Origin of the sequence: Micromonospora sp. LOL_025 (assembly GCF_048060285.1) — a bacterium.
In the GTDB taxonomy this organism is placed as follows: Bacteria; Actinomycetota; Actinomycetes; order Mycobacteriales; family Micromonosporaceae; genus Micromonospora.
Genome location: NZ_JBHMIR010000020.1, coordinates 19,432 through 35,861 on the forward strand (window position 1 = coordinate 19,432; position 16,430 = coordinate 35,861).

27 protein-coding genes are annotated in these 16,430 nt (G+C 68.8%); all 27 read right to left on the reverse strand.

All coding sequences use genetic code 11. From position 1 onward, the window contains the following. Positions 1–215: 215 nt before the first annotated feature. Positions 216–659, reverse strand: a complete 444-nt coding sequence (gene rplO, locus ACFHW0_RS22145) for a 50S ribosomal protein L15 (RefSeq protein ID WP_121399885.1) — start codon at positions 657–659, stop codon at positions 216–218. Then, the gene (rpmD, locus tag ACFHW0_RS22150; RefSeq protein WP_074314584.1) at positions 659–841 is read right to left on the reverse strand and encodes a 50S ribosomal protein L30; all 183 of its coding nucleotides are present in this window, start codon (positions 839–841) and stop codon (positions 659–661) included. Before rpmD ends, rplO begins: the two co-directional genes overlap by 1 nt. Beyond that, the gene (gene rpsE, locus ACFHW0_RS22155) at positions 841–1,455 is read right to left on the reverse strand and encodes a 30S ribosomal protein S5 (RefSeq protein ID WP_121399886.1); all 615 of its coding nucleotides are present in this window, start codon (positions 1,453–1,455) and stop codon (positions 841–843) included. The genes rpmD and rpsE overlap by 1 nt, the downstream gene beginning before the upstream one ends. Before the next feature lie 33 nt (positions 1,456–1,488). After that, complete coding sequence (gene rplR, locus ACFHW0_RS22160) at positions 1,489–1,866, reverse strand: 50S ribosomal protein L18 (protein WP_172894548.1); 378 nt, start codon at positions 1,864–1,866, stop codon at positions 1,489–1,491. Positions 1,867–1,874: 8 nt separating this feature from the next. Then, entirely contained in the window at positions 1,875–2,417 is a 543-nt protein-coding gene (gene rplF / locus ACFHW0_RS22165; protein WP_416610464.1) for a 50S ribosomal protein L6, read from the reverse strand. Positions 2,418–2,433: 16 nt separating this feature from the next. Continuing rightward, positions 2,434–2,841 (reverse strand): 30S ribosomal protein S8, encoded by a 408-nt coding sequence (gene rpsH, locus ACFHW0_RS22170; protein WP_013288624.1) that lies wholly within the window; start codon positions 2,839–2,841, stop codon positions 2,434–2,436. 117 nt (positions 2,842–2,958) lie between these two features. Next, on the reverse strand, positions 2,959–3,144 hold the full coding sequence (locus ACFHW0_RS22175) for a type Z 30S ribosomal protein S14 (protein WP_007465272.1): 186 nt from the start codon (positions 3,142–3,144) through the stop codon (positions 2,959–2,961). A 1-nt stretch (position 3,145) separates the two neighbouring features. Beyond that, positions 3,146–3,715, reverse strand: a complete 570-nt coding sequence (rplE, locus tag ACFHW0_RS22180) for a 50S ribosomal protein L5 (RefSeq protein WP_121399888.1) — start codon at positions 3,713–3,715, stop codon at positions 3,146–3,148. Continuing rightward, entirely contained in the window at positions 3,715–4,035 is a 321-nt protein-coding gene (rplX, locus tag ACFHW0_RS22185) for a 50S ribosomal protein L24 (protein ID WP_172896341.1), read from the reverse strand. Before rplX ends, rplE begins: the two co-directional genes overlap by 1 nt. Then, positions 4,032–4,400 (reverse strand): 50S ribosomal protein L14, encoded by a 369-nt coding sequence (gene rplN, locus ACFHW0_RS22190; RefSeq protein ID WP_007465279.1) that lies wholly within the window; start codon positions 4,398–4,400, stop codon positions 4,032–4,034. The genes rplX and rplN overlap by 4 nt, the downstream gene beginning before the upstream one ends. A gap of 97 nt (positions 4,401–4,497) precedes the next feature. After that, positions 4,498–4,773 carry a 30S ribosomal protein S17 gene (gene rpsQ / locus ACFHW0_RS22195; RefSeq protein WP_121399889.1) on the reverse strand — a complete coding sequence of 92 codons (276 nt, stop codon included), beginning with the start codon at positions 4,771–4,773 and terminating at the stop codon, positions 4,498–4,500. Continuing rightward, entirely contained in the window at positions 4,770–5,006 is a 237-nt protein-coding gene (gene rpmC / locus ACFHW0_RS22200) for a 50S ribosomal protein L29 (protein ID WP_007073028.1), read from the reverse strand. The genes rpsQ and rpmC overlap by 4 nt, the downstream gene beginning before the upstream one ends. Next, complete coding sequence (gene rplP / locus ACFHW0_RS22205; RefSeq protein ID WP_007465292.1) at positions 5,006–5,431, reverse strand: 50S ribosomal protein L16; 426 nt, start codon at positions 5,429–5,431, stop codon at positions 5,006–5,008. The genes rpmC and rplP overlap by 1 nt, the downstream gene beginning before the upstream one ends. A gap of 3 nt (positions 5,432–5,434) precedes the next feature. After that, entirely contained in the window at positions 5,435–6,292 is an 858-nt protein-coding gene (gene rpsC / locus ACFHW0_RS22210) for a 30S ribosomal protein S3 (protein ID WP_088998355.1), read from the reverse strand. Next, on the reverse strand, positions 6,292–6,759 hold the full coding sequence (gene rplV / locus ACFHW0_RS22215; protein WP_091627711.1) for a 50S ribosomal protein L22: 468 nt from the start codon (positions 6,757–6,759) through the stop codon (positions 6,292–6,294). Before rplV ends, rpsC begins: the two co-directional genes overlap by 1 nt. Before the next feature lie 40 nt (positions 6,760–6,799). Then, the gene (gene rpsS, locus ACFHW0_RS22220; protein ID WP_088647003.1) at positions 6,800–7,081 is read right to left on the reverse strand and encodes a 30S ribosomal protein S19; all 282 of its coding nucleotides are present in this window, start codon (positions 7,079–7,081) and stop codon (positions 6,800–6,802) included. 12 nt (positions 7,082–7,093) lie between these two features. Beyond that, on the reverse strand, positions 7,094–7,933 hold the full coding sequence (gene rplB, locus ACFHW0_RS22225) for a 50S ribosomal protein L2 (protein WP_091242024.1): 840 nt from the start codon (positions 7,931–7,933) through the stop codon (positions 7,094–7,096). Positions 7,934–7,945: 12 nt separating this feature from the next. After that, entirely contained in the window at positions 7,946–8,248 is a 303-nt protein-coding gene (gene rplW, locus ACFHW0_RS22230) for a 50S ribosomal protein L23 (RefSeq protein ID WP_088998352.1), read from the reverse strand. After that, complete coding sequence (gene rplD, locus ACFHW0_RS22235) at positions 8,245–8,895, reverse strand: 50S ribosomal protein L4 (RefSeq protein ID WP_101412800.1); 651 nt, start codon at positions 8,893–8,895, stop codon at positions 8,245–8,247. Before rplD ends, rplW begins: the two co-directional genes overlap by 4 nt. Beyond that, positions 8,892–9,557, reverse strand: coding sequence for a 50S ribosomal protein L3 (rplC, locus tag ACFHW0_RS22240; protein ID WP_366639777.1), 666 nt, complete (start codon positions 9,555–9,557; stop codon positions 8,892–8,894). The genes rplD and rplC overlap by 4 nt, the downstream gene beginning before the upstream one ends. A gap of 11 nt (positions 9,558–9,568) precedes the next feature. Then, positions 9,569–9,877 (reverse strand): 30S ribosomal protein S10, encoded by a 309-nt coding sequence (gene rpsJ / locus ACFHW0_RS22245; protein WP_007073037.1) that lies wholly within the window; start codon positions 9,875–9,877, stop codon positions 9,569–9,571. Between the two features lie 350 nt (positions 9,878–10,227). After that, entirely contained in the window at positions 10,228–11,421 is a 1,194-nt protein-coding gene (gene tuf / locus ACFHW0_RS22250; RefSeq protein ID WP_416610469.1) for an elongation factor Tu, read from the reverse strand. Positions 11,422–11,638: 217 nt separating this feature from the next. Beyond that, positions 11,639–13,735: an elongation factor G gene (fusA, locus tag ACFHW0_RS22255; RefSeq protein ID WP_416610471.1), complete on the reverse strand. Its 2,097-nt coding sequence runs from the start codon at positions 13,733–13,735 to the stop codon at positions 11,639–11,641. 75 nt (positions 13,736–13,810) lie between these two features. After that, entirely contained in the window at positions 13,811–14,281 is a 471-nt protein-coding gene (gene rpsG / locus ACFHW0_RS22260; protein WP_077938296.1) for a 30S ribosomal protein S7, read from the reverse strand. Between the two features lies 1 nt (position 14,282). After that, on the reverse strand, positions 14,283–14,657 hold the full coding sequence (gene rpsL, locus ACFHW0_RS22265) for a 30S ribosomal protein S12 (RefSeq protein ID WP_014440718.1): 375 nt from the start codon (positions 14,655–14,657) through the stop codon (positions 14,283–14,285). Between the two features lie 492 nt (positions 14,658–15,149). Beyond that, positions 15,150–15,497 (reverse strand): hypothetical protein, encoded by a 348-nt coding sequence (locus tag ACFHW0_RS22270; RefSeq protein ID WP_121400157.1) that lies wholly within the window; start codon positions 15,495–15,497, stop codon positions 15,150–15,152. A gap of 502 nt (positions 15,498–15,999) precedes the next feature. Next, positions 16,000–16,371 carry a hypothetical protein gene (locus ACFHW0_RS22275; RefSeq protein ID WP_121399892.1) on the reverse strand — a complete coding sequence of 124 codons (372 nt, stop codon included), beginning with the start codon at positions 16,369–16,371 and terminating at the stop codon, positions 16,000–16,002. Between the last annotated feature and the right edge of the window lie 59 nt (positions 16,372–16,430).

Genomic DNA, 16,430 nt, shown 5'->3' on the forward strand with positions numbered 1-16,430 from the left:
CGGGCCGCCGGTGATCCCTGGCGGGGCGGGTTGGGTGCCGGGCGAGTGCCCGATATCCATGGCTGGGAAGGGACTCTAACAGCCCGATCCCCGTCCGGGCAGATGTGCCCGGCTACATAAACCGAATCCGATGTTACCCGGCGCACACATGCCAGGCAGACCATGGCGCCCGCCCAGTTTCGACAACTGAGCGGGCGCCATGGGTCGTGCAGCCCTTACAGCTCGGTGACGGAGCCACCGGCGGCGGTGATCTTCTCCTTGGCCGACGCGCTGAACGCGTGCGCCGACACCTGGAGAGCGACCCCGCCCAGGTCCCCGGTGCCGAGGACCTTGACCGGGTGGCCCTTGCGGACCGCGCCGGCCTCGACCAGCTCGAGCGGGCCGACCTGGCCGCCGTTCGGGAACAGCTCGGCGAGCCGGTCCAGGTTGACCACCTGGAAGACCACCTTGAACTTGTTCTTGAAGCCCTTCATCTTCGGCAGGCGCATGTGGATGGGCATCTGCCCACCCTCGAACGCCGCCGAGATGTTCTTACGGGCCTTGGAACCCTTGGTACCGCGACCGGCGGTCTTGCCCTTGGAGCCCTCACCGCGACCCACGCGGGTCTTCGCGGTCTTGGCACCGGGCGCCGGACGCAGGTGGTGGACCTTGATCGTCATTACTCGACCTCCTCGACCTTCACGAGGTGGTTGACCGTGAAGATCATGCCGCGGATCTCCGGACGGTCCTCCTTGACCACCACGTCGTTGATCCGCTTGAGACCGAGCGAACGCAGCGAGTCACGCTGGTTCTGCTTGGTCCCGATCCCGGACCGGACCTGGGTGACCTTCAGGCGAGCCATCAGGAAGCCACCCCCGCCCGCGACGCCAGCATGGCGGCCGGCGCGACGTCCTCGACCGGCAGGCCACGACGGGCGGCGACGGCCTCGGGGGACTCGAGCCCCTTCAGCGCCGCCACGGTGGCGTGCACGATGTTGATCGGGTTCGACGAACCGAGGCTCTTGGAGAGCACGTCGTGGATACCCGCGCACTCCAGCACGGCACGCACCGGACCACCGGCGATGACACCCGTACCGGCGGAAGCCGGCTTGAGCAGCACCACACCGGCCGCGGCCTCACCCGTCACCGGGTGCGGGATCGACTGGGCGATCCGCGGCACCTTGAAGAAGTGCTTCTTGGCCTCCTCGACGCCCTTGGCGATCGCCGCGGGCACCTCCTTGGCCTTTCCGTAGCCCACACCGACGGTGCCGTCGCCGTCGCCCACGATCACCAGGGCGGTGAAGCTGAAGCGACGACCACCCTTCACGACCTTGGCGACGCGGTTGATCGCGACGACCCGCTCGAGGTGCGGGGTCTTCTCGACGGGCGCGTTTCCGCGGCCGCCCTCACGGCGGTTGTCGCGGCGACCACCCTCGTTGCCACCGGACCCGCCGCCACGGCGCTGTTGACCTGGCATCAGCAGCCTTCCTTCTCTCTCGTGACGGGGTTTCTAGAACTCGAGCCCGGCTTCGCGGGCGGCGTCGGCAAGCGCGGCGACCCGCCCCGCGTACCGGTTGCCACCGCGGTCGAAGACGACCTTGGAGACGCCGGCGGCCTTGGCCCGCTCGGCGAGCAGGGCGCCGACCTTGCCGGCCAGGGCGCTCTTGTCGCCCTCCGCGCCCCGCAGCGAGGCGTCCAGGGTCGAGGCCGACGCCAGGGTGTGACCCTTGGTGTCGTCCACGATCTGGGCGACGATGTGCCGCAGGGAGCGGGTGACCACGAGGCGGGGACGCTCGGCGGTGCCGCTGACGTTCTTGCGGACCCGGAAGTGCCGGCGCGCACGCCCGACGGCACGCTTGGCGGCGACGCCGCGGCGGCGCTTGAGCAGCGTGGCGCTCACTTCTTACCTGCCTTTCCAGCCTTGCGGCGGATGACCTCGCCCTGGTACTTCACGCCCTTGCCCTTGTAGGGCTCCGGCGGGCGGATCTTCCGGATGTTGGCGGCAACCTCACCGACGAGCTGCTTGTCGATGCCGGCCACGTGGAACAGCGTCGGCTTCTCCACCGTGAAGGTGATGCCGGCGGGCGCCGGCACGTGCACCGGGTGCGAGAACCCGAGCGCGAACTCCAGGTCCTGACCCTTGGCGGTCACGCGGTAACCGGTGCCGGCGATCTCCAGGCTCTTGCGGTAGCCCTCGGTGACGCCGACGATCATGTTGGCGACCAGGGTACGGCTGAGGCCGTGCAGTTCCTTGGCCTTGCGCTCGTCGTTCGGGCGGTTCACGTTCAGCTGCCCGTCCTCGGCCCGGTCGATCGTGATCGGCTCGGCCAGGGTGTGCGAGAGCTCGCCCTTCGGGCCCTTGACCTTGACGGTCTGCCCGTCGATCGTGATGTCGACGCCGGCTGGCACCGGGATCGACTTACGTCCAATACGCGACATTTCTACCTGTCTCCCGTTACCAGACGAAGGCGAGGACTTCCCCGCCAACGCTCCGCTTGCGGGCCTGCCGGTCGGTGAGCAGCCCCTGGGACGTCGAAATGATCGCCACGCCCAGCCCGCCGAGCACCCGCGGGAGCCCGTCCGACTTGGCGTAAACCCGCAGACCGGGCTTGGACACTCGCTTGATGCCGGCCAGGCTCCGCTCCCGGTTCTGGCCGTACTTCAGCTCGACGACCAGTCGCTTGCCGACGGCGCCCTCCTCGGGCTCCTCGACCGACCAGGTGGCGATGTAGCCCTCGGCCTTGAGGACCTCGGCGATGTTCGCCTTGATCTTCGAGTAGGGCATCGTCACCCGGTCGTGGTACGCCTGGTTGGCGTTACGCAGACGCGTGAGCATGTCTGCGATCGGGTCGGTCATCGTCATGGATTTCGTCAGCCTTTCTCGCCGGGGTTCCCGAGGCGATGCGCCTGGGCCTACGGCGAAGAGCAATACGTGATCGGTGCAAGGGGTCCCGGCCCGAAGGCCGGGACGCGGTCGCCCTTACCAGGAAGCCTTGGACACGCCCGGCAGCTCACCGCGGTGGGCCATCTCCCGGATGCAGACCCGGCAGAGACCGAACTTGCGGTAGACCGCCTTGGGACGCCCGCACCGCTGGCAGCGGGTGTACGCGCGAACCGAGAACTTCGGCTTCGCGGCCGCCTTGATGATCAGCGCCTTCTTGGCCATCTCAGTTCTCCTTGAACGGGAAGCCCAGGAGCTTGAGCAGCGCCCGGCCCTCGTCGTCGGTCGTGGCGGTCGTGACCACCGTGATGTCCATGCCCCGCTGCCGATCGATCTTGTCCTGGTCGATCTCGTGGAACACCGACTGCTCGGTCAGACCGAACGTGTAGTTGCCGTGCCCGTCGAGCTTGCGCCCGTCCAGGCCCCGGAAGTCGCGGATACGCGGCAGCGCGATCGACAGCAGCCGGTCCAGGAACTCCCACATCCGGTCGCCGCGGAGGGTCACCTTCGCGCCGATCGGCATGCCCTCGCGGAGCTTGAACTGCGCGATGGACTTGGTCGCCCGCCGCACCTGCGGCTTCTGGCCGGTGATGGTGGCCAGGTCCCGGACGGCGCCGTCGATCAGCTTGGCGTCCCGGGCGGCCTCGCCGACACCCATGTTGACGACGATCTTGACCAGCCGCGGCACCTGCATGGGGTTGCCGTACTTGTGCTGCTCCTGCAGCTGCGCCACGATCTCGTTGCGGTACCGCTCCTTGAGGCGCGGCGTGGTCTTGGTTTCGGTAGCCGTGGTCATCACAGGTCCTTACCGGTGCTACGCGCGATGCGGACCTTCTGGCCGTTTTCGTCGATCCGGTAACCGACGCGGGTCGGCTTGCCGTCGGAGTCCAGGACCTGCACGTTCGAGACGTGGATCGGGGCCTCCTGGGTGACGATGCCACCGGTCTTGGCGCCACGCTGAGTGGTGCTGATGCGGGTGTGCTTCTTGACCCGGTTCACGCCCTCGACCAGGACCTTGTCCTGCCGCGGGTAGGCCGCGATGACCTTGCCCTTGGCACCCTTGTCCTTGCCGGCGATGACGACGACCGTGTCGCCCTTCTTGACCTTCACGGTCACAACACCTCCGGCGCGAGGGAAATGATCTTCATGAACCGCTTGTCCCGCAGCTCCCGGCCCACCGGGCCGAAGATACGGGTACCGCGCGGGTCCCCGCCGTCCTTGATGATGACGGCGGCGTTCTCGTCGAAGCGGATGTACGAACCGTCCGGCCGCCGCCTCTCCTTGGCGGTGCGAACGACGACGGCCTTGACGACGTCGCCCTTCTTCACACCGGCACCTGGGATCGCGTCCTTGACGGTGGCCACGATGACGTCGCCGATGCTCGCGTAGCGCCGACCGGAGCCACCGAGAACCCGGATGCACAGGATCTCCCGGGCACCCGTGTTGTCGGCGACGCGCAGTCGCGACTCCTGCTGAATCACGTCTATCTCCTATGTCTGCCGGTTCTCCGGCCGCGCACGGCGGCCGGAGCCTGGCGGAACCCGCGCCCGACTGACGCCGGGCGAGCTCGAGCCTTCGCTACTTGGCCTTTTCCAGGATCTCCACGAGCCGCCACCGCTTCGTGGCGGACAGCGGCCGGGTCTCCATGATCATCACCCGGTCGCCGATGCCGGCGGTGTTCTGCTCGTCGTGCACCTTCAACTTGCGCGTACGGCGCATGATCTTGCCGTACAGCGCGTGCTTGACCCGGTCCTCGACCTCGACGACGACGGTCTTTTCCATCTTGTCGCTGACCACGAGGCCCTCACGCACCTTGCGGCGGGCCCGCGCGGCGGCGGTGGTGTTCTCGCTCATGATGCAGTCACCTCAGTCGGCGCGGCCGAGAGACCCAGCTCGCGCTCACGCATGATCGTGTAGATCCGGGCGATCTCCCGACGGATGACCTGCAGCCGCCGGTTGTTGTCCAGCTGGCCGGTCGCGGCCTGCACGCGGAGGTTGAACAGCTCCGCCTTGGCCTCGCGCAGCTTCGTGACCAGCTCCTCCTCGGAGAGCTCACGCAGCTCGGAGGCCTTAACGCCCGCTGCCATCAGGATTCACCCACTTCGCGCGTAACAATGCGGCACTTCATCGGGAGCTTGTGGATCGCGCGACGCATCGCCTCTCGCGCGATCTGCTCGTTGGGGAAGGACATCTCGAAGAGAACCCGCCCCGGCTTGACGTTGGCGACCCACCACTCGGGCGAACCCTTACCGGAACCCATCCGGGTTTCCGCCGGCTTCTTGGTGAGAGCCTGGTCCGGGAAGATCGTGATCCAGACCTTGCCACCACGCTTGATGTGGCGGGTCATCGCGATACGCGCCGACTCGATCTGGCGGTTCGTCACGTACGCCGGCTCGAGAGCCTGGATCCCGAACTCGCCGAACACCACCCGGTTACCACCCTTGGACGCGCCACTGCGGTCCGGGTGGTGCGGCTTGCGGAAGCCCTTCGGGGGCTTGCGCGGCATCAGCATCTGTCAGCCCTCCTGCTGCGTTTCTGCCGCGGCGGCGACGGCGGCGGGATCCACCGCGTCCCCACTCGGCGTCTCGGCCTGCTGCGCGATGGTCGTCGCGGCGGCGGCCCGGCCGGCCTCGGTACCGCCGGCGGTCGTGCCGGACGAGCCGGACCGGCCACGGCGCGGCCGCTCGGGGCGGTCGCCACGGTCACGGCGCGGACGCGACGGCGCCTCGGCCGGAGTCTCCCGACCCGGCACCGCGTCGCCCTTGTAGATCCAGACCTTCACGCCGATCCGGCCGAAGCTCGTACGGGCCTCGAAGAAGCCGTACTCGATGTTGGCCCGCAGCGTGTGCAGCGGGACCCGGCCCTCGCGGTAGAACTCGGTCCGGCTCATCTCGGCGCCGCCGAGACGACCCGAGACCTGGACCCGGATGCCCTTGCAGACCGGGTTCTTCATCGCGGACTGCATGGCCTTGCGCATCGCCCGACGGAAGCTGACCCGGCTGGAGAGCTGCTCGGCCACACCCTGTGCGACGAGCTGCGCGTCCGACTCGGGGTTCTTCACCTCGATGATGTTCAGCTGGACCTGCTTGCCGGTCAGCTTCTCGAGCTCGCCGCGGATCCGGTCGGCCTCCGCACCCTTACGGCCGATGACGATTCCCGGCCGGGCGGTGTGGATGTCGACGCGGACCCGGTCCCGGGTGCGCTCGATGTCGACCTTGGAGATGCCGGCGCGCTCGAGGCCCTTGGACATCATGCGGCGGATCTTGACGTCCTCGCCGATGTAGTCCTTGTAGAGCTTGTCCGCGAACCAGCGGGACTTCCAGTCGGTCGAGATGCCGAGCCGGAACCCGTGCGGGTGAACCTTCTGACCCATTACTCGGCGCCCTCCGTCTTGCTCTGCGTCTCGGCCGTCTCGGCCGGCTCCGCCTGCTTCGCCGGGGCCGCCTTCTTCGCGGCCGCCTTCTTCGGCGCGGCCGGCGCCACCGCCTCGACCGCGACGGTGATGTGGCAGGTGCGCTTGCGGATCCGGTAGGCCCGGCCCTGCGCCCGCGGCTGGAACCGCTTCATGGTCGGGCCCTCGTCCACGAACGCCTCGCTGACGAGCAGCGCGTCGGGGTCCAGCCGCTCGTTGTTCTCCGCGTTGGCGATCGCGCTAGCGAGCACCTTGTACACCTGCTCGCTCGCAGCCTGCGGCGCGAACTGCAGCACCGTGAGCGCCTCCTTCGCGGGCAGGCCGCGGACGAGGTTGACCACCCGGCGCGCCTTCATCGGCGAGATGCGCACGTGCCGCGCAACCGCCCGCGCGCCCGGAAGCACCGGAGCGTCGCCCTTTCCTGGCATCGCTGTAACCCCTTGTTCCTCTATCCGTATGCCCGCGGCGTCAGCGCCGACGGCTCTTCCGGTCGTCCTTCTCGTGACCCTTGAACGTGCGGGTCAGCGCGAACTCGCCGAGCTTGTGCCCGACCATCGCCTCAGTCACGAACACGGGGACGTGCTTGCGTCCGTCGTGCACGGCGATCGTGTGGCCCAGCATCTCGGGGATGATCGTCGAGCGCCGCGACCAGGTCTTGATGACGTTCTTCGAGCCCTTGTCGTTCTGCGTCTCCACCTTCTTGAGCAGGTGGTCGTCGATGAACGGGCCCTTCTTCAGGCTGCGAGGCATGTCTTATCTCCCTCAGCCGCGCTTACGCGTGGCGTAGCGGCGGCGGACGATCAGCCGGTCACTCGGCTGGCCCTTACGACGGGTGCGGCCCTCGGGCTTACCCTGCGGGTTGACCGGGTGGCGACCACCGGAGGTCTTACCCTCACCACCACCGTGCGGGTGGTCGACCGGGTTCATGGCGACACCACGGACGGTCGGGCGCTTGCCCTTCCAGCGCATGCGGCCGGCCTTGCCCCAGTTGATGTTCGACTGGTCGGCGTTGCCGATCTCGCCGATGCTGGCGCGGCAGCGGACGTCGACCCGCCGGATCTCGCCGGACGGCATACGCAGGGTCGCGTACACGCCCTCACGGCCGAGCAGCTGGATGCCGACGCCGGCCGAGCGGGCCAGCTTGGCGCCGCCGCCCGGACGCAGCTCCACGTTGTGGATCGTGGTACCGACCGGGATGTTGCGCAGCGGCAGGTTGTTGCCCGGCTTGATGTCGGCGCCCGGACCCGACTCGACGCGGTCGCCCTGCTTCATGTCCTTCGGCGCGAGGATGTAACGCTTCTCGCCGTCGGCGTAGTGCAGCAGCGCGATGCGCGCGGTGCGGTTCGGGTCGTACTCGATGTGGGCGACCTTCGCCGGCACGCCGTCCTTGTCGACCCGCTTGAAGTCGATCAGACGGTACTGGCGCTTGTGACCGCCACCGTGGTGCCGCGTGGTGATCCGGCCGTGGGCGTTACGCCCGCCCTTCTTCGGCAGCGGAGCCAGCAGCGACTTCTCGGGCGTCGACCGGGTGATCTCAGCGAAGTCGGCGACGCTGGAGCCACGCCGGCCCGGCGTCGTCGGCTTGTACTTACGGATAGCCATTGTCTACACCCCTCAGCTGACCGGGCCGCCGAAGGCCTCGATACGGTCACCGTCAGCCAGCTTCACGATCGCCCGCTTGGTGGCCTTACGCTGCCCGAAACCGGTCTTGGTCCGCTTGCGCTTGCCCTGGCGGTTGAGCGTGTTGACCGTCAGGACGCGGACGTCGAAGATCTGCTGGATCGCGATCTTGATCTCGGTCTTGTTCGCGTCCGGGTGCACCAGGAAGGTGTACCAGTTGCGGTTCAGCTCGCTGTAGCTCTTCTCCGAGACGACCGGCGCCACGATGATGTCGCGCGGGTCGGCGATCGTGCTCACTTGCCACCCTCCTCGGTGGTCTCGGCGGGAACACCCAGGAACTCGTCCAGGGCGTCCTTGGTGAAGACCACGTCGTCGGCCACCAGCACGTCGTACGTGTTGAGCTGGCCGGCCTCGATCAGGTGCACCCGCGGCTCGTTGCGCAGCGACACCCAGTTCAGCTCGTCGGTGCTGCTCAGCACGACCAGGACCCGGCGGGCCTCGGTCAGCTTCGCCAGCGTGGCCAGGGCGGCCTTGGTCGACGGCTTCTCGCCCGAGACGAACGCCTCGACGACGTGCACCTGCCCGGCGCGGGCCCGGTCGGAGAGGGCGCCACGCAGGGCGGCGGCCTTCATCTTCTTCGGGGTCCGCTGGCTGTAGTCGCGCGGCACGGGGCCGTGCACGACGCCACCGCCGGCGAACTGCGGCGCGCGGATCGAGCCCTGCCGGGCGCGACCGGTGCCCTTCTGCTTGTACGGCTTCTTGCCGCCACCGGCGACCTCGCCGCGGGTCTTGACCTTGTGCGTGCCCTGCCGGGCCGCCGCGAGCTGAGCCACCACGACCTGGTGCATCAGCGCGACATTGGCCTGGACGTCGAAGATGTCGGCGGGCAGCTCGACGGAGCCGCTCTTGGAGCCTTCGACGGTGAGGACGTCAACGGTGGTCACTTGGCCGCACCGCCCTTCTTCGCCTTGGTCTTGGCCGCGGTACGGACCAGGACCAGCGCGCCCTTGGGGCCGGGAATGGCGCCACGGACGAGCAGGAGGTTGTTCTCGGTGTCGACCGCCTGGACGGTCAGGTTCTGAACGGTGTAGCGCACGCCACCCATCCGGCCGGCCATCCGGGTGCCCTTGAAGACACGACCCGGGGTGGCGCAGGCGCCGATGGAGCCCGGCGAGCGGTGCTTGCGCTCGACACCGTGGCTGGCGCGCAGACCGTGGAAGCCGTGCCGCTTCATCGGGCCGGCGTAGCCCTTGCCCTTGGTCTTGCCGGTCACGTCGATCGACATGCCCGCCGGGAACTGCTCGACCGTGACCTCCTGGCCCAGCGAGTAGTCGGCGGCGTCGCTCGTGCGCAGCTCGACGATGTGGCGACGCGGCGCGACGTCGGCCTTCGCGTAGTGCCCGCTGATCGGCTTCTTGACCTTGCGCGGGTCGATCGTGCCGTACGCCAGCTGGACCGCGGAGTAACCGTCCTTGTCGGCGCTACGAACCTGGCTGATGACGCACGGGCCGGCCTCGACCACGGTCACCGGGACAACACGGTTGTTGTCCCAGACCTGGGTCATGCCGAGCTTTGCGCCCAGGATCCCCTTGACTTGCCTGTCCATTTGTCCGGTCCCTACAGCTTGATCTCGATGTCGACGCCAGCCGGCAGGTCGAGGCGCATGAGCGAGTCGACCGTCTTCGGGGTCGGGTCGATGATGTCGATCAGCCGCTTGTGCGTGCGCATCTCGAAGTGCTCGCGCGAGTCCTTGTACTTGTGCGGCGAGCGGATAACGCAGAAACGGTTGATCTCCGTGGGCAGCGGCACCGGGCCCGCGACCTGCGCCCCGGTACGCGTCACCGTCTCGACGATCTTCCGAGCCGAGGAGTCGACGACCTCGTGGTCATAGGCCTTGAGCCGGATGCGGATCTTCTGTCCCGCCATGGTGGCTTCTGTTCCTTCTCTCGATGCCGCTGTGTTGCGGGCGCCTGTACCGGCTGGCACAGGCCCACTTCGCCGACCCCCGCGGTCGGGCGTGTCGCGCCCTCGGGCCAGGCTCCGCCCCGGGACTCCGGAGCGACTCTGACCGCGCGGTGGGTCAAGACGTCGATCGCACTACCGCGACCTGAACGCCGTGCGAGGGTGGTTGGCGGACGGGCCGCCAACCACCCTACGCTCGACTGCTCTGCCACCCGGAGGTTCAGCGAAAGCCGAACACAGGCAGCGAACTGTCGTTACGCAACCTGACTAGTATGCCGCACGACCGGCGGCGGGTCTAATCGGGGTTACCTAGCTCACTTGAGGATCTTGGTGACGAACCCGGCGCCGACGGTGCGGCCACCCTCGCGGATCGCGAACTTGAGGTTCTCCTCCATGGCGATGGGCTGGATCAGCTTCACCGTCATGGTGGTGTTGTCACCCGGCATGACCATCTCGGTGCCCTCGGGGAGGGTGACGACACCGGTGACGTCCGTGGTCCGGAAGTAGAACTGCGGACGGTAGTTCTGGAAGAACGGGGTGTGCCGGCCGCCCTCCTCCTTGGAGAGGATGTAGACCGTCGCCTCGAACTCCGTGTGCGGGGTCGTGGTGCCCGGCTTGACGACGACCATGCCGCGCTCGACGTCCTCGCGCTTGATGCCACGCAGCAGCAGACCGACGTTCTCGCCCGCGCGGGCCTCGTCGAGCAGCTTGCGGAACATCTCGATGCCGGTGCAGGTGGTCTTCATCGACTTCTCACGGATGCCGACGATCTCCACCTCCTCGTTCGGCTTGAGCACGCCACGCTCGGCGCGGCCGGTCACGACCGTGCCACGACCGGTGATCGTGAAGACGTCCTCGATGGGCATGAGGAACGGCTTCTCGGTCTCGCGCTCCGGCTGCGGGATCGCGGTGTCGACCGCGGTCATCAGGTCCAGCAGCTTGCCGGTCCACTCGGGGTCACCCTCGAGGGCCTTCAGCGCGGAGACCCGGACGACCGGCAGGTCGTCACCCGGGTAGTCCTGGTTCGACAGCAGCTCACGAACCTCGAGCTCGACGAGCTCCAGGAGCTCCTCGTCGTCGACCATGTCGCTCTTGTTGAGCGCCACGACGATGTACGGCACGCCGACCTGGCGGGCCAGCAGCACGTGCTCGCGGGTCTGCGGCATCGGGCCGTCGGTCGCCGCGACCACCAGGATCGCGCCGTCCATCTGGGCGGCACCGGTGATCATGTTCTTGATGTAGTCGGCGTGACCGGGGCAGTCGACGTGCGCGTAGTGCCGCGCCTCGGTCTGGTACTCGACGTGCGCGATGGAGATCGTGATGCCGCGGGCCTTCTCCTCCGGCGCCTTGTCGATCTCGTCGAACGGCGTGTACGGGTTCAGGTCCGGGTACTGGTCGTGCAGGACCTTGGTGATGGCCGCCGTCAGCGTCGTCTTACCGTGGTCGATGTGACCAATGGTGCCGATGTTGACGTGCGGCTTAGTCCGCTCGAACTTCGCCTTCGCCACTGGGTCCTCCTGTGGACTTCTTGGTTCGTACGCCCGGCGCGCCGGTCGGCGCTTAGGACTCTGTCGACAGCCTTTCCGGCCTGACGGCCGGAGAGCTTTGGTGGGTTCTGCGGCGATGAAGCCTACAGGCCCGGTCTCACGCGTTCCGACCGAGGTGGCCGCGGGCGGGAACACCCTCCCGCGACCGCCTCGGATCATCGATCACGCCAGGTGAGGGTCACTCACCCGTCGCCTTGGCGATGATCTCCTTCGCGACCGAGGACGGAACCTCGGCGTAGGAGTCGAACTGCATGCTGTAGCTAGCCCGGCCCTGGGTCTTCGACCGCAGGTCGCCGACGTAGCCGAACATCTCCGACAACGGCACCAGAGCCTTGACGACGCGGGCGCCGCTGCGCTCCTCCATCGCCTGGATGATGCCGCGGCGGGAGTTGAGGTCGCCGATGACGTCACCCATGTTCTCCTCAGGAGTGGTGACCTCAACGGCCATCATCGGCTCGAGGAGCGCGGGGTCGGCCTTGCGGGCCGCCTCCTTCATCACCATCGAGCCGGCGATCTTGAATGCCATTTCCGACGAGTCGACCTCGTGGTACTGGCCGTCCAGCAGGGTGAGCTTGACACCCACCAGCGGGAAGCCGGCGAGGATGCCGTACTGCATGGCGTCCTGCGCGCCCGCGTCCACCGACGGGATGAACTCCCGGGGGATGCGGCCACCGGTGACGGCGTTGGCGAACTCGTAGGTCGGGGCGTCGTTGCCCAGCGGCAGCGGCTCCAGGCTGATGATCACCCGGGCGTACTGGCCGGAACCACCGGTCTGCTTCTTGTGGGTGTACTCGACCTTGTCCACCTTGCGGCGGATGGTCTCGCGGTACGCCACCTGCGGCTTGCCGATGTTGGCCTCGACGTTGAACTCGCGGCGCATCCGGTCGACCAGGATGTCCAGGTGCAGCTCGCCCATGCCGGAGATGACCGTCTGACCGGTCTGGTCGTCCAGCTTGACGCGGAAGGTCGGGTCCTCCTCGGCCAGCCGCTGGATGGCGGTGCTGAGCTTCTCCTGGTCGGCCTTGGTCTTCGGCTCGATGGCGACCTCGATGACCGGCTCCGGGAAGGTCATCGACTCCAGGATGACCGGGTTCGCCGGGTCGCACAGCGTGTCACCGGTGGTGGTCTGCTTGAGACCCTGCACCGCGATGATGTCACCAGCCTGGGCCGAGCTGCGCTCTTCCCGCTTGTTGGCGTGCATCTGGTAGATCTTGCCGATCCGCTCCTTGCGGTCCTTGGTGGAGTTGACCACCTGGGAACCGGACTCGAGCGTGCCGGAGTAGATCCGGACGTAGGTGAGCTTGCCGAGGTGCTTGTCCGTCTGGATCTTGAAGGCGAGGCCCGAGAACGGCTCCGACTTGGACGGCTTGCGCTGCAACGGCGTCTCGCCGTCGGTGGCCGTGCCCTCGATCGCCGGGATGTCCAGCGGCGACGGCAGGTACGCGACGACCGCGTCGAGCATCGGCTGGATGCCCTTGTTCTTGAAGGCGGTGCCGGTGAGGACCGGGTTGGCCTTGCCGTCGATGGTGGCGCGGCGGATGGCGGCCTTCATCTCCTCGACGGAGATCTCCTCGCCCTCCAGGTACTTCTCCATCACCGCGTCGTCGACGTCGGCCAGGGTCTCCATCAGCTTCTCGCGCCACTCGGCGGCGGAGTCGGCGAGGTCGGCCGGGATCTCCTCGATCGCGTAGTCCTCGCCCTTCTGCGTCTCGCCGCGCCAGGTGAGGGCCCGCATCTCGACCAGGTCGACCACGCCGATGAAGTCGGACTCGGCGCCGATCGGGATCTGGAGGACCAGCGGGGTGGCGTTGAGCCGGTCGATCATCATCTGCACACAGCGGAAGAAGTCGGCACCGGTCCGGTCGAGCTTGTTGACGAAGCACATCCGGGGGACGTTGTACTTGTCCGCCTGCCGCCAGACGTTCTCCGTCTGCGGCTCCACGCCGGCGACACCGTCGTAGACCGCTACCGCGCCGTCCAGCACCCGCAGCGACCGCTCGACCTCGACCGTGAAGTCGACGTGGCCGGGCGTGTCGATGATCTGGATCGTGTGGCCCTTCCACTCACACTTGGTAGCAGCGGAGGTGATGGTGATACCACGCTCCTGCTCCTGCTCCATCCAGTCCATGACGGCACCGCCCTCGTGGACCTCACCGATCTTGTACGTGATGCCGGTGTAGAACAGGATCCGCTCGGTGGTGGTGGTCTTACCGGCATCGATGTGGGCCATGATGCCGATGTTGCGTACGTTGGCGAGCGCGTCTGCGGCGGCCACTTCAATCCCTACTTATCGTCGTCTCGACACAACTGGTGGCGGTTCCGGCGCCGCGGGGGCGCCGGAACCAGGGTGTTACCAGCGGTAGTGCGCGAAGGCCTTGTTGGACTCGGCCATCTTGTGCGTGTCCTCGCGCCGCTTGACGGCGGCACCGAGGCCGTTGCTCGCGTCCAGCAGCTCGTTCATCAGCCGCTCGATCATGGTCTTCTCGCGACGGGCGCGGGAGTAGGTGACCAGCCAGCGCAGGCCCAGGGTGGTCGCCCGGGCGGGGCGGACCTCGACCGGGACCTGGTAGGTGGCGCCACCGACGCGGCGGCTGCGCACCTCGAGGGTCGGCTTGACGTTGTCCATCGCCCGCTTGAGGGTGACGACCGGGTCGGTGCCGGACTTCTCGCGGCAGCCCTCGAGGGCGGCGTAGACGATGCGCTCGGCGAGCTGACGCTTACCGCGCAGGAGGATCTTGTTCACCAACTGGGTGACCAGCGGCGAGTTGTACACCGGGTCAGCGACCAGCGGCTTCCGCGGAGCGGGTCCCTTACGCGGCATGTCAGCTCTTCTCCTTCTTCGCGCCGTAACGGCTGCGCGCCTGCTTGCGGTTGCGGACACCCTGGGTGTCCAGCGAACCGCGGACGATCTTGTAACGCACGCCGGGGAGGTCCTTCACCCGGCCGCCGCGGACGAGCACGATCGAGTGCTCCTGCAGGTTGTGGCCGACGCCCGGGATGTAGGCGGTCACCTCGATCTGGCTGCTGAGCTTGACACGAGCGACCTTGCGCAGCGCCGAGTTCGGCTTCTTCGGGGTGGTGGTGTACACGCGGGTGCACACGCCGCGCCGCTGAGGGGAACCCTTCAGCGCCGGGGTCTTGGTCTTACTCGTCTTAGCCTGGCGGCCCTTTCGGACCAGCTGCTGGATCGTGGGCACCGGGTTTCTCCGCTCCCTTCGGCCGCCTGGTGGCGGCCGCACCGTCTGCCGTAGCCGACCTGATGGCCGACTCTCCTACATTCCGACCAGGGCCACCTCGCGGTGGTCCCGGCACCCGCGGTCGGGCGTGTCGCCCAGCTCACGGCCCCGGCGCCGACGCTCGCGCGTGTCGACGGGGTCTTGCACCGGCACACGGAAGGCCGCGCGCCGGATCTTTGGCTTTGTCGTGCTCCCACGCGATCTCCGGCTCACCGGATCCAGCGCACGCACGAGTTGCCCGGGCTTGCCCGGGCACAAGGGGAAAGAGTACCTACCACAACCGCACAGGTCAAAACGGAGCGGCCGGCGCAGCGTCCACCGCCTGCCGATCGAACCCTTCGCGCCTACCCGCCCGTGGTGGGCACCTACGGATCCAAGTGTACCGGCTTCCCTGCGGAGCGGCCCGTCGACCCCGTCACGGCCGCCGTCACGCCCCACTGCCGGGCGCGGGCGTCACCCGAGCGTCAGCAGCAACGCCAACCCCAGGCCGAGCAGGCTGAGCAGCAGCCCCGCCCCGCCACAGCTGACCCCGGCCACGGCCAGGCCCCGCCCGGTGAACCGGACCGCCGGCGGGGCGGTCGGGCGGCGGATCTGCCGCATCCCCAGCAGGCCGGCCACGACGGCGCCCGCGCCGGCCAGCACGCCCAGCACGGTGAAGGCACCGGCCGCCCAGGCGCCGCCCACGCCGCCGACCGCGCCGATACAGATCACCAGCATCGCGACCAGCGTCGAGACGATCCCGGCCACCAGCGAACCCACGGCCAGGCCGGAGGTGACCGGCGGCACGTCGAGGTGCACCACGCCGAAGGGCGTGCCCGCGACCGGGTCGACCCGCTTCGGCGTTCGGGCGGCCTCGCGCGGTGGCGGGGGCGGGGCGGTCGGGCCCGGGCCCCAGCCCGGAGCCGGCGACGGGCCCGCTCCCGCGGGCGAGGTCCCCCAGGGGGACACCGACGACGGACCCGGGTCCCCACCGGCGGACGAGGCACCCCAGGGCGCCGCCGACGACGGACCCGGGTCCCCTCCCCCGGACGGGGCGTTCCAGGGCGACGCCGCCGGCGGGTACCCCGGCGCGACGGACCCGTTGCCCGCGTCGGGTCGCCCCCACTGCGTCCCGCCGGGCGGGGCGTCGGGATTCGCGGCGGGGGGCGCCACGGGATCGCCGCCCGGGTAGCGCGCCGGTTCCGTCACGGGTCCTCCTGTCGACGTCTCGGCGTCCACCGCCGCGCGACGGACACCGGGCCAGGCTACCGCCGCCGGTCCACGGCCCGCGCCCGGCGCGGGACCCGTTCCCCCGGGTGGCCGGTCAGTCCATGTTCGGGGCGAAGTCCTGCCCGTAGGGAGTGTCGGCGAGCCGGACCACCCCGAGCACCACCGCGGCCACCACGCTGACGGCGACGAGCACCAGGCCCGTCCAGGCCAGCCGCTCCCCCCGTCGCAGCCAGGCCGCGCCGGTCAGGAAGCCCCCCGAGGCGTACGCCTCCCGGCGCGCCTGGCGGGCGAGCTGGAGCGCCACCGTGGCCGGCACCACGCCGCCGATGAACAGGCCGGTCAGCGCGCCGATCAGGCCCAGCGCGAAGACCGCCCGTGCCTTGGTGGCCCGGGCCGGGTCCGGGTCGAGCGGATGGCGGGGCAGCCCCGGCTGGGCGACGGGCGCCTGCCCGGGTGCGGTCGTCATGCCCCCATCATGCCCCGGCCCGCCGCCACGCGACGCCCGCACGGGCCACCCCGGTCCCG

What these genes read in the sequence shown, in the direction of transcription:
- ACFHW0_RS22175 (WP_007465272.1), bottom strand. Translation starts at nt 3,144, where the DNA reads ATGGCCAAGAAGGCGCTGATCATCAAGGCGGCCGCGAAGCCGAAGTTC.
- rpsH (WP_013288624.1), bottom strand. Translation starts at nt 2,841, where the DNA reads ATGACGATGACCGACCCGATCGCAGACATGCTCACGCGTCTGCGTAAC.
- rplV (WP_091627711.1), bottom strand. Translation starts at nt 6,759, where the DNA reads ATGCCAGGAAAGGGCGACGCTCCGGTGCTTCCGGGCGCGCGGGCGGTT.
- rpmD (WP_074314584.1), bottom strand. Translation starts at nt 841, where the DNA reads ATGGCTCGCCTGAAGGTCACCCAGGTCCGGTCCGGGATCGGGACCAAG.
- rplE (WP_121399888.1), bottom strand. Translation starts at nt 3,715, where the DNA reads ATGACCACGGCTACCGAAACCAAGACCACGCCGCGCCTCAAGGAGCGG.
- rpsJ (WP_007073037.1), bottom strand. Translation starts at nt 9,877, where the DNA reads ATGGCGGGACAGAAGATCCGCATCCGGCTCAAGGCCTATGACCACGAG.
- rpsE (WP_121399886.1), bottom strand. Translation starts at nt 1,455, where the DNA reads ATGCCAGGTCAACAGCGCCGTGGCGGCGGGTCCGGTGGCAACGAGGGT.
- rplF (WP_416610464.1), bottom strand. Translation starts at nt 2,417, where the DNA reads ATGTCGCGTATTGGACGTAAGTCGATCCCGGTGCCAGCCGGCGTCGAC.
- rplC (WP_366639777.1), bottom strand. Translation starts at nt 9,557, where the DNA reads ATGGACAGGCAAGTCAAGGGGATCCTGGGCGCAAAGCTCGGCATGACC.
- rplO (WP_121399885.1), bottom strand. Translation starts at nt 659, where the DNA reads ATGACGATCAAGGTCCACCACCTGCGTCCGGCGCCCGGTGCCAAGACC.
- rplB (WP_091242024.1), bottom strand. Translation starts at nt 7,933, where the DNA reads ATGGCTATCCGTAAGTACAAGCCGACGACGCCGGGCCGGCGTGGCTCC.
- rpsS (WP_088647003.1), bottom strand. Translation starts at nt 7,081, where the DNA reads ATGCCTCGCAGCCTGAAGAAGGGCCCGTTCATCGACGACCACCTGCTC.
- rpsC (WP_088998355.1), bottom strand. Translation starts at nt 6,292, where the DNA reads ATGGGTCAGAAGGTTCACCCGCACGGGTTCCGGCTCGGCATCTCGACC.
- rpsG (WP_077938296.1), bottom strand. Translation starts at nt 14,281, where the DNA reads ATGCCGCGTAAGGGACCCGCTCCGCGGAAGCCGCTGGTCGCTGACCCG.
- rpmC (WP_007073028.1), bottom strand. Translation starts at nt 5,006, where the DNA reads ATGGCAGCGGGCGTTAAGGCCTCCGAGCTGCGTGAGCTCTCCGAGGAG.
- ACFHW0_RS22275 (WP_121399892.1), bottom strand. Translation starts at nt 16,371, where the DNA reads ATGACGACCGCACCCGGGCAGGCGCCCGTCGCCCAGCCGGGGCTGCCC.
- rplP (WP_007465292.1), bottom strand. Translation starts at nt 5,431, where the DNA reads ATGCTGATGCCGCGCAAGCCCCCGAAGGGCTTCCGCAAGCCGCACCAC.
- rpsQ (WP_121399889.1), bottom strand. Translation starts at nt 4,773, where the DNA reads ATGAGCGAGAACACCACCGCCGCCGCGCGGGCCCGCCGCAAGGTGCGT.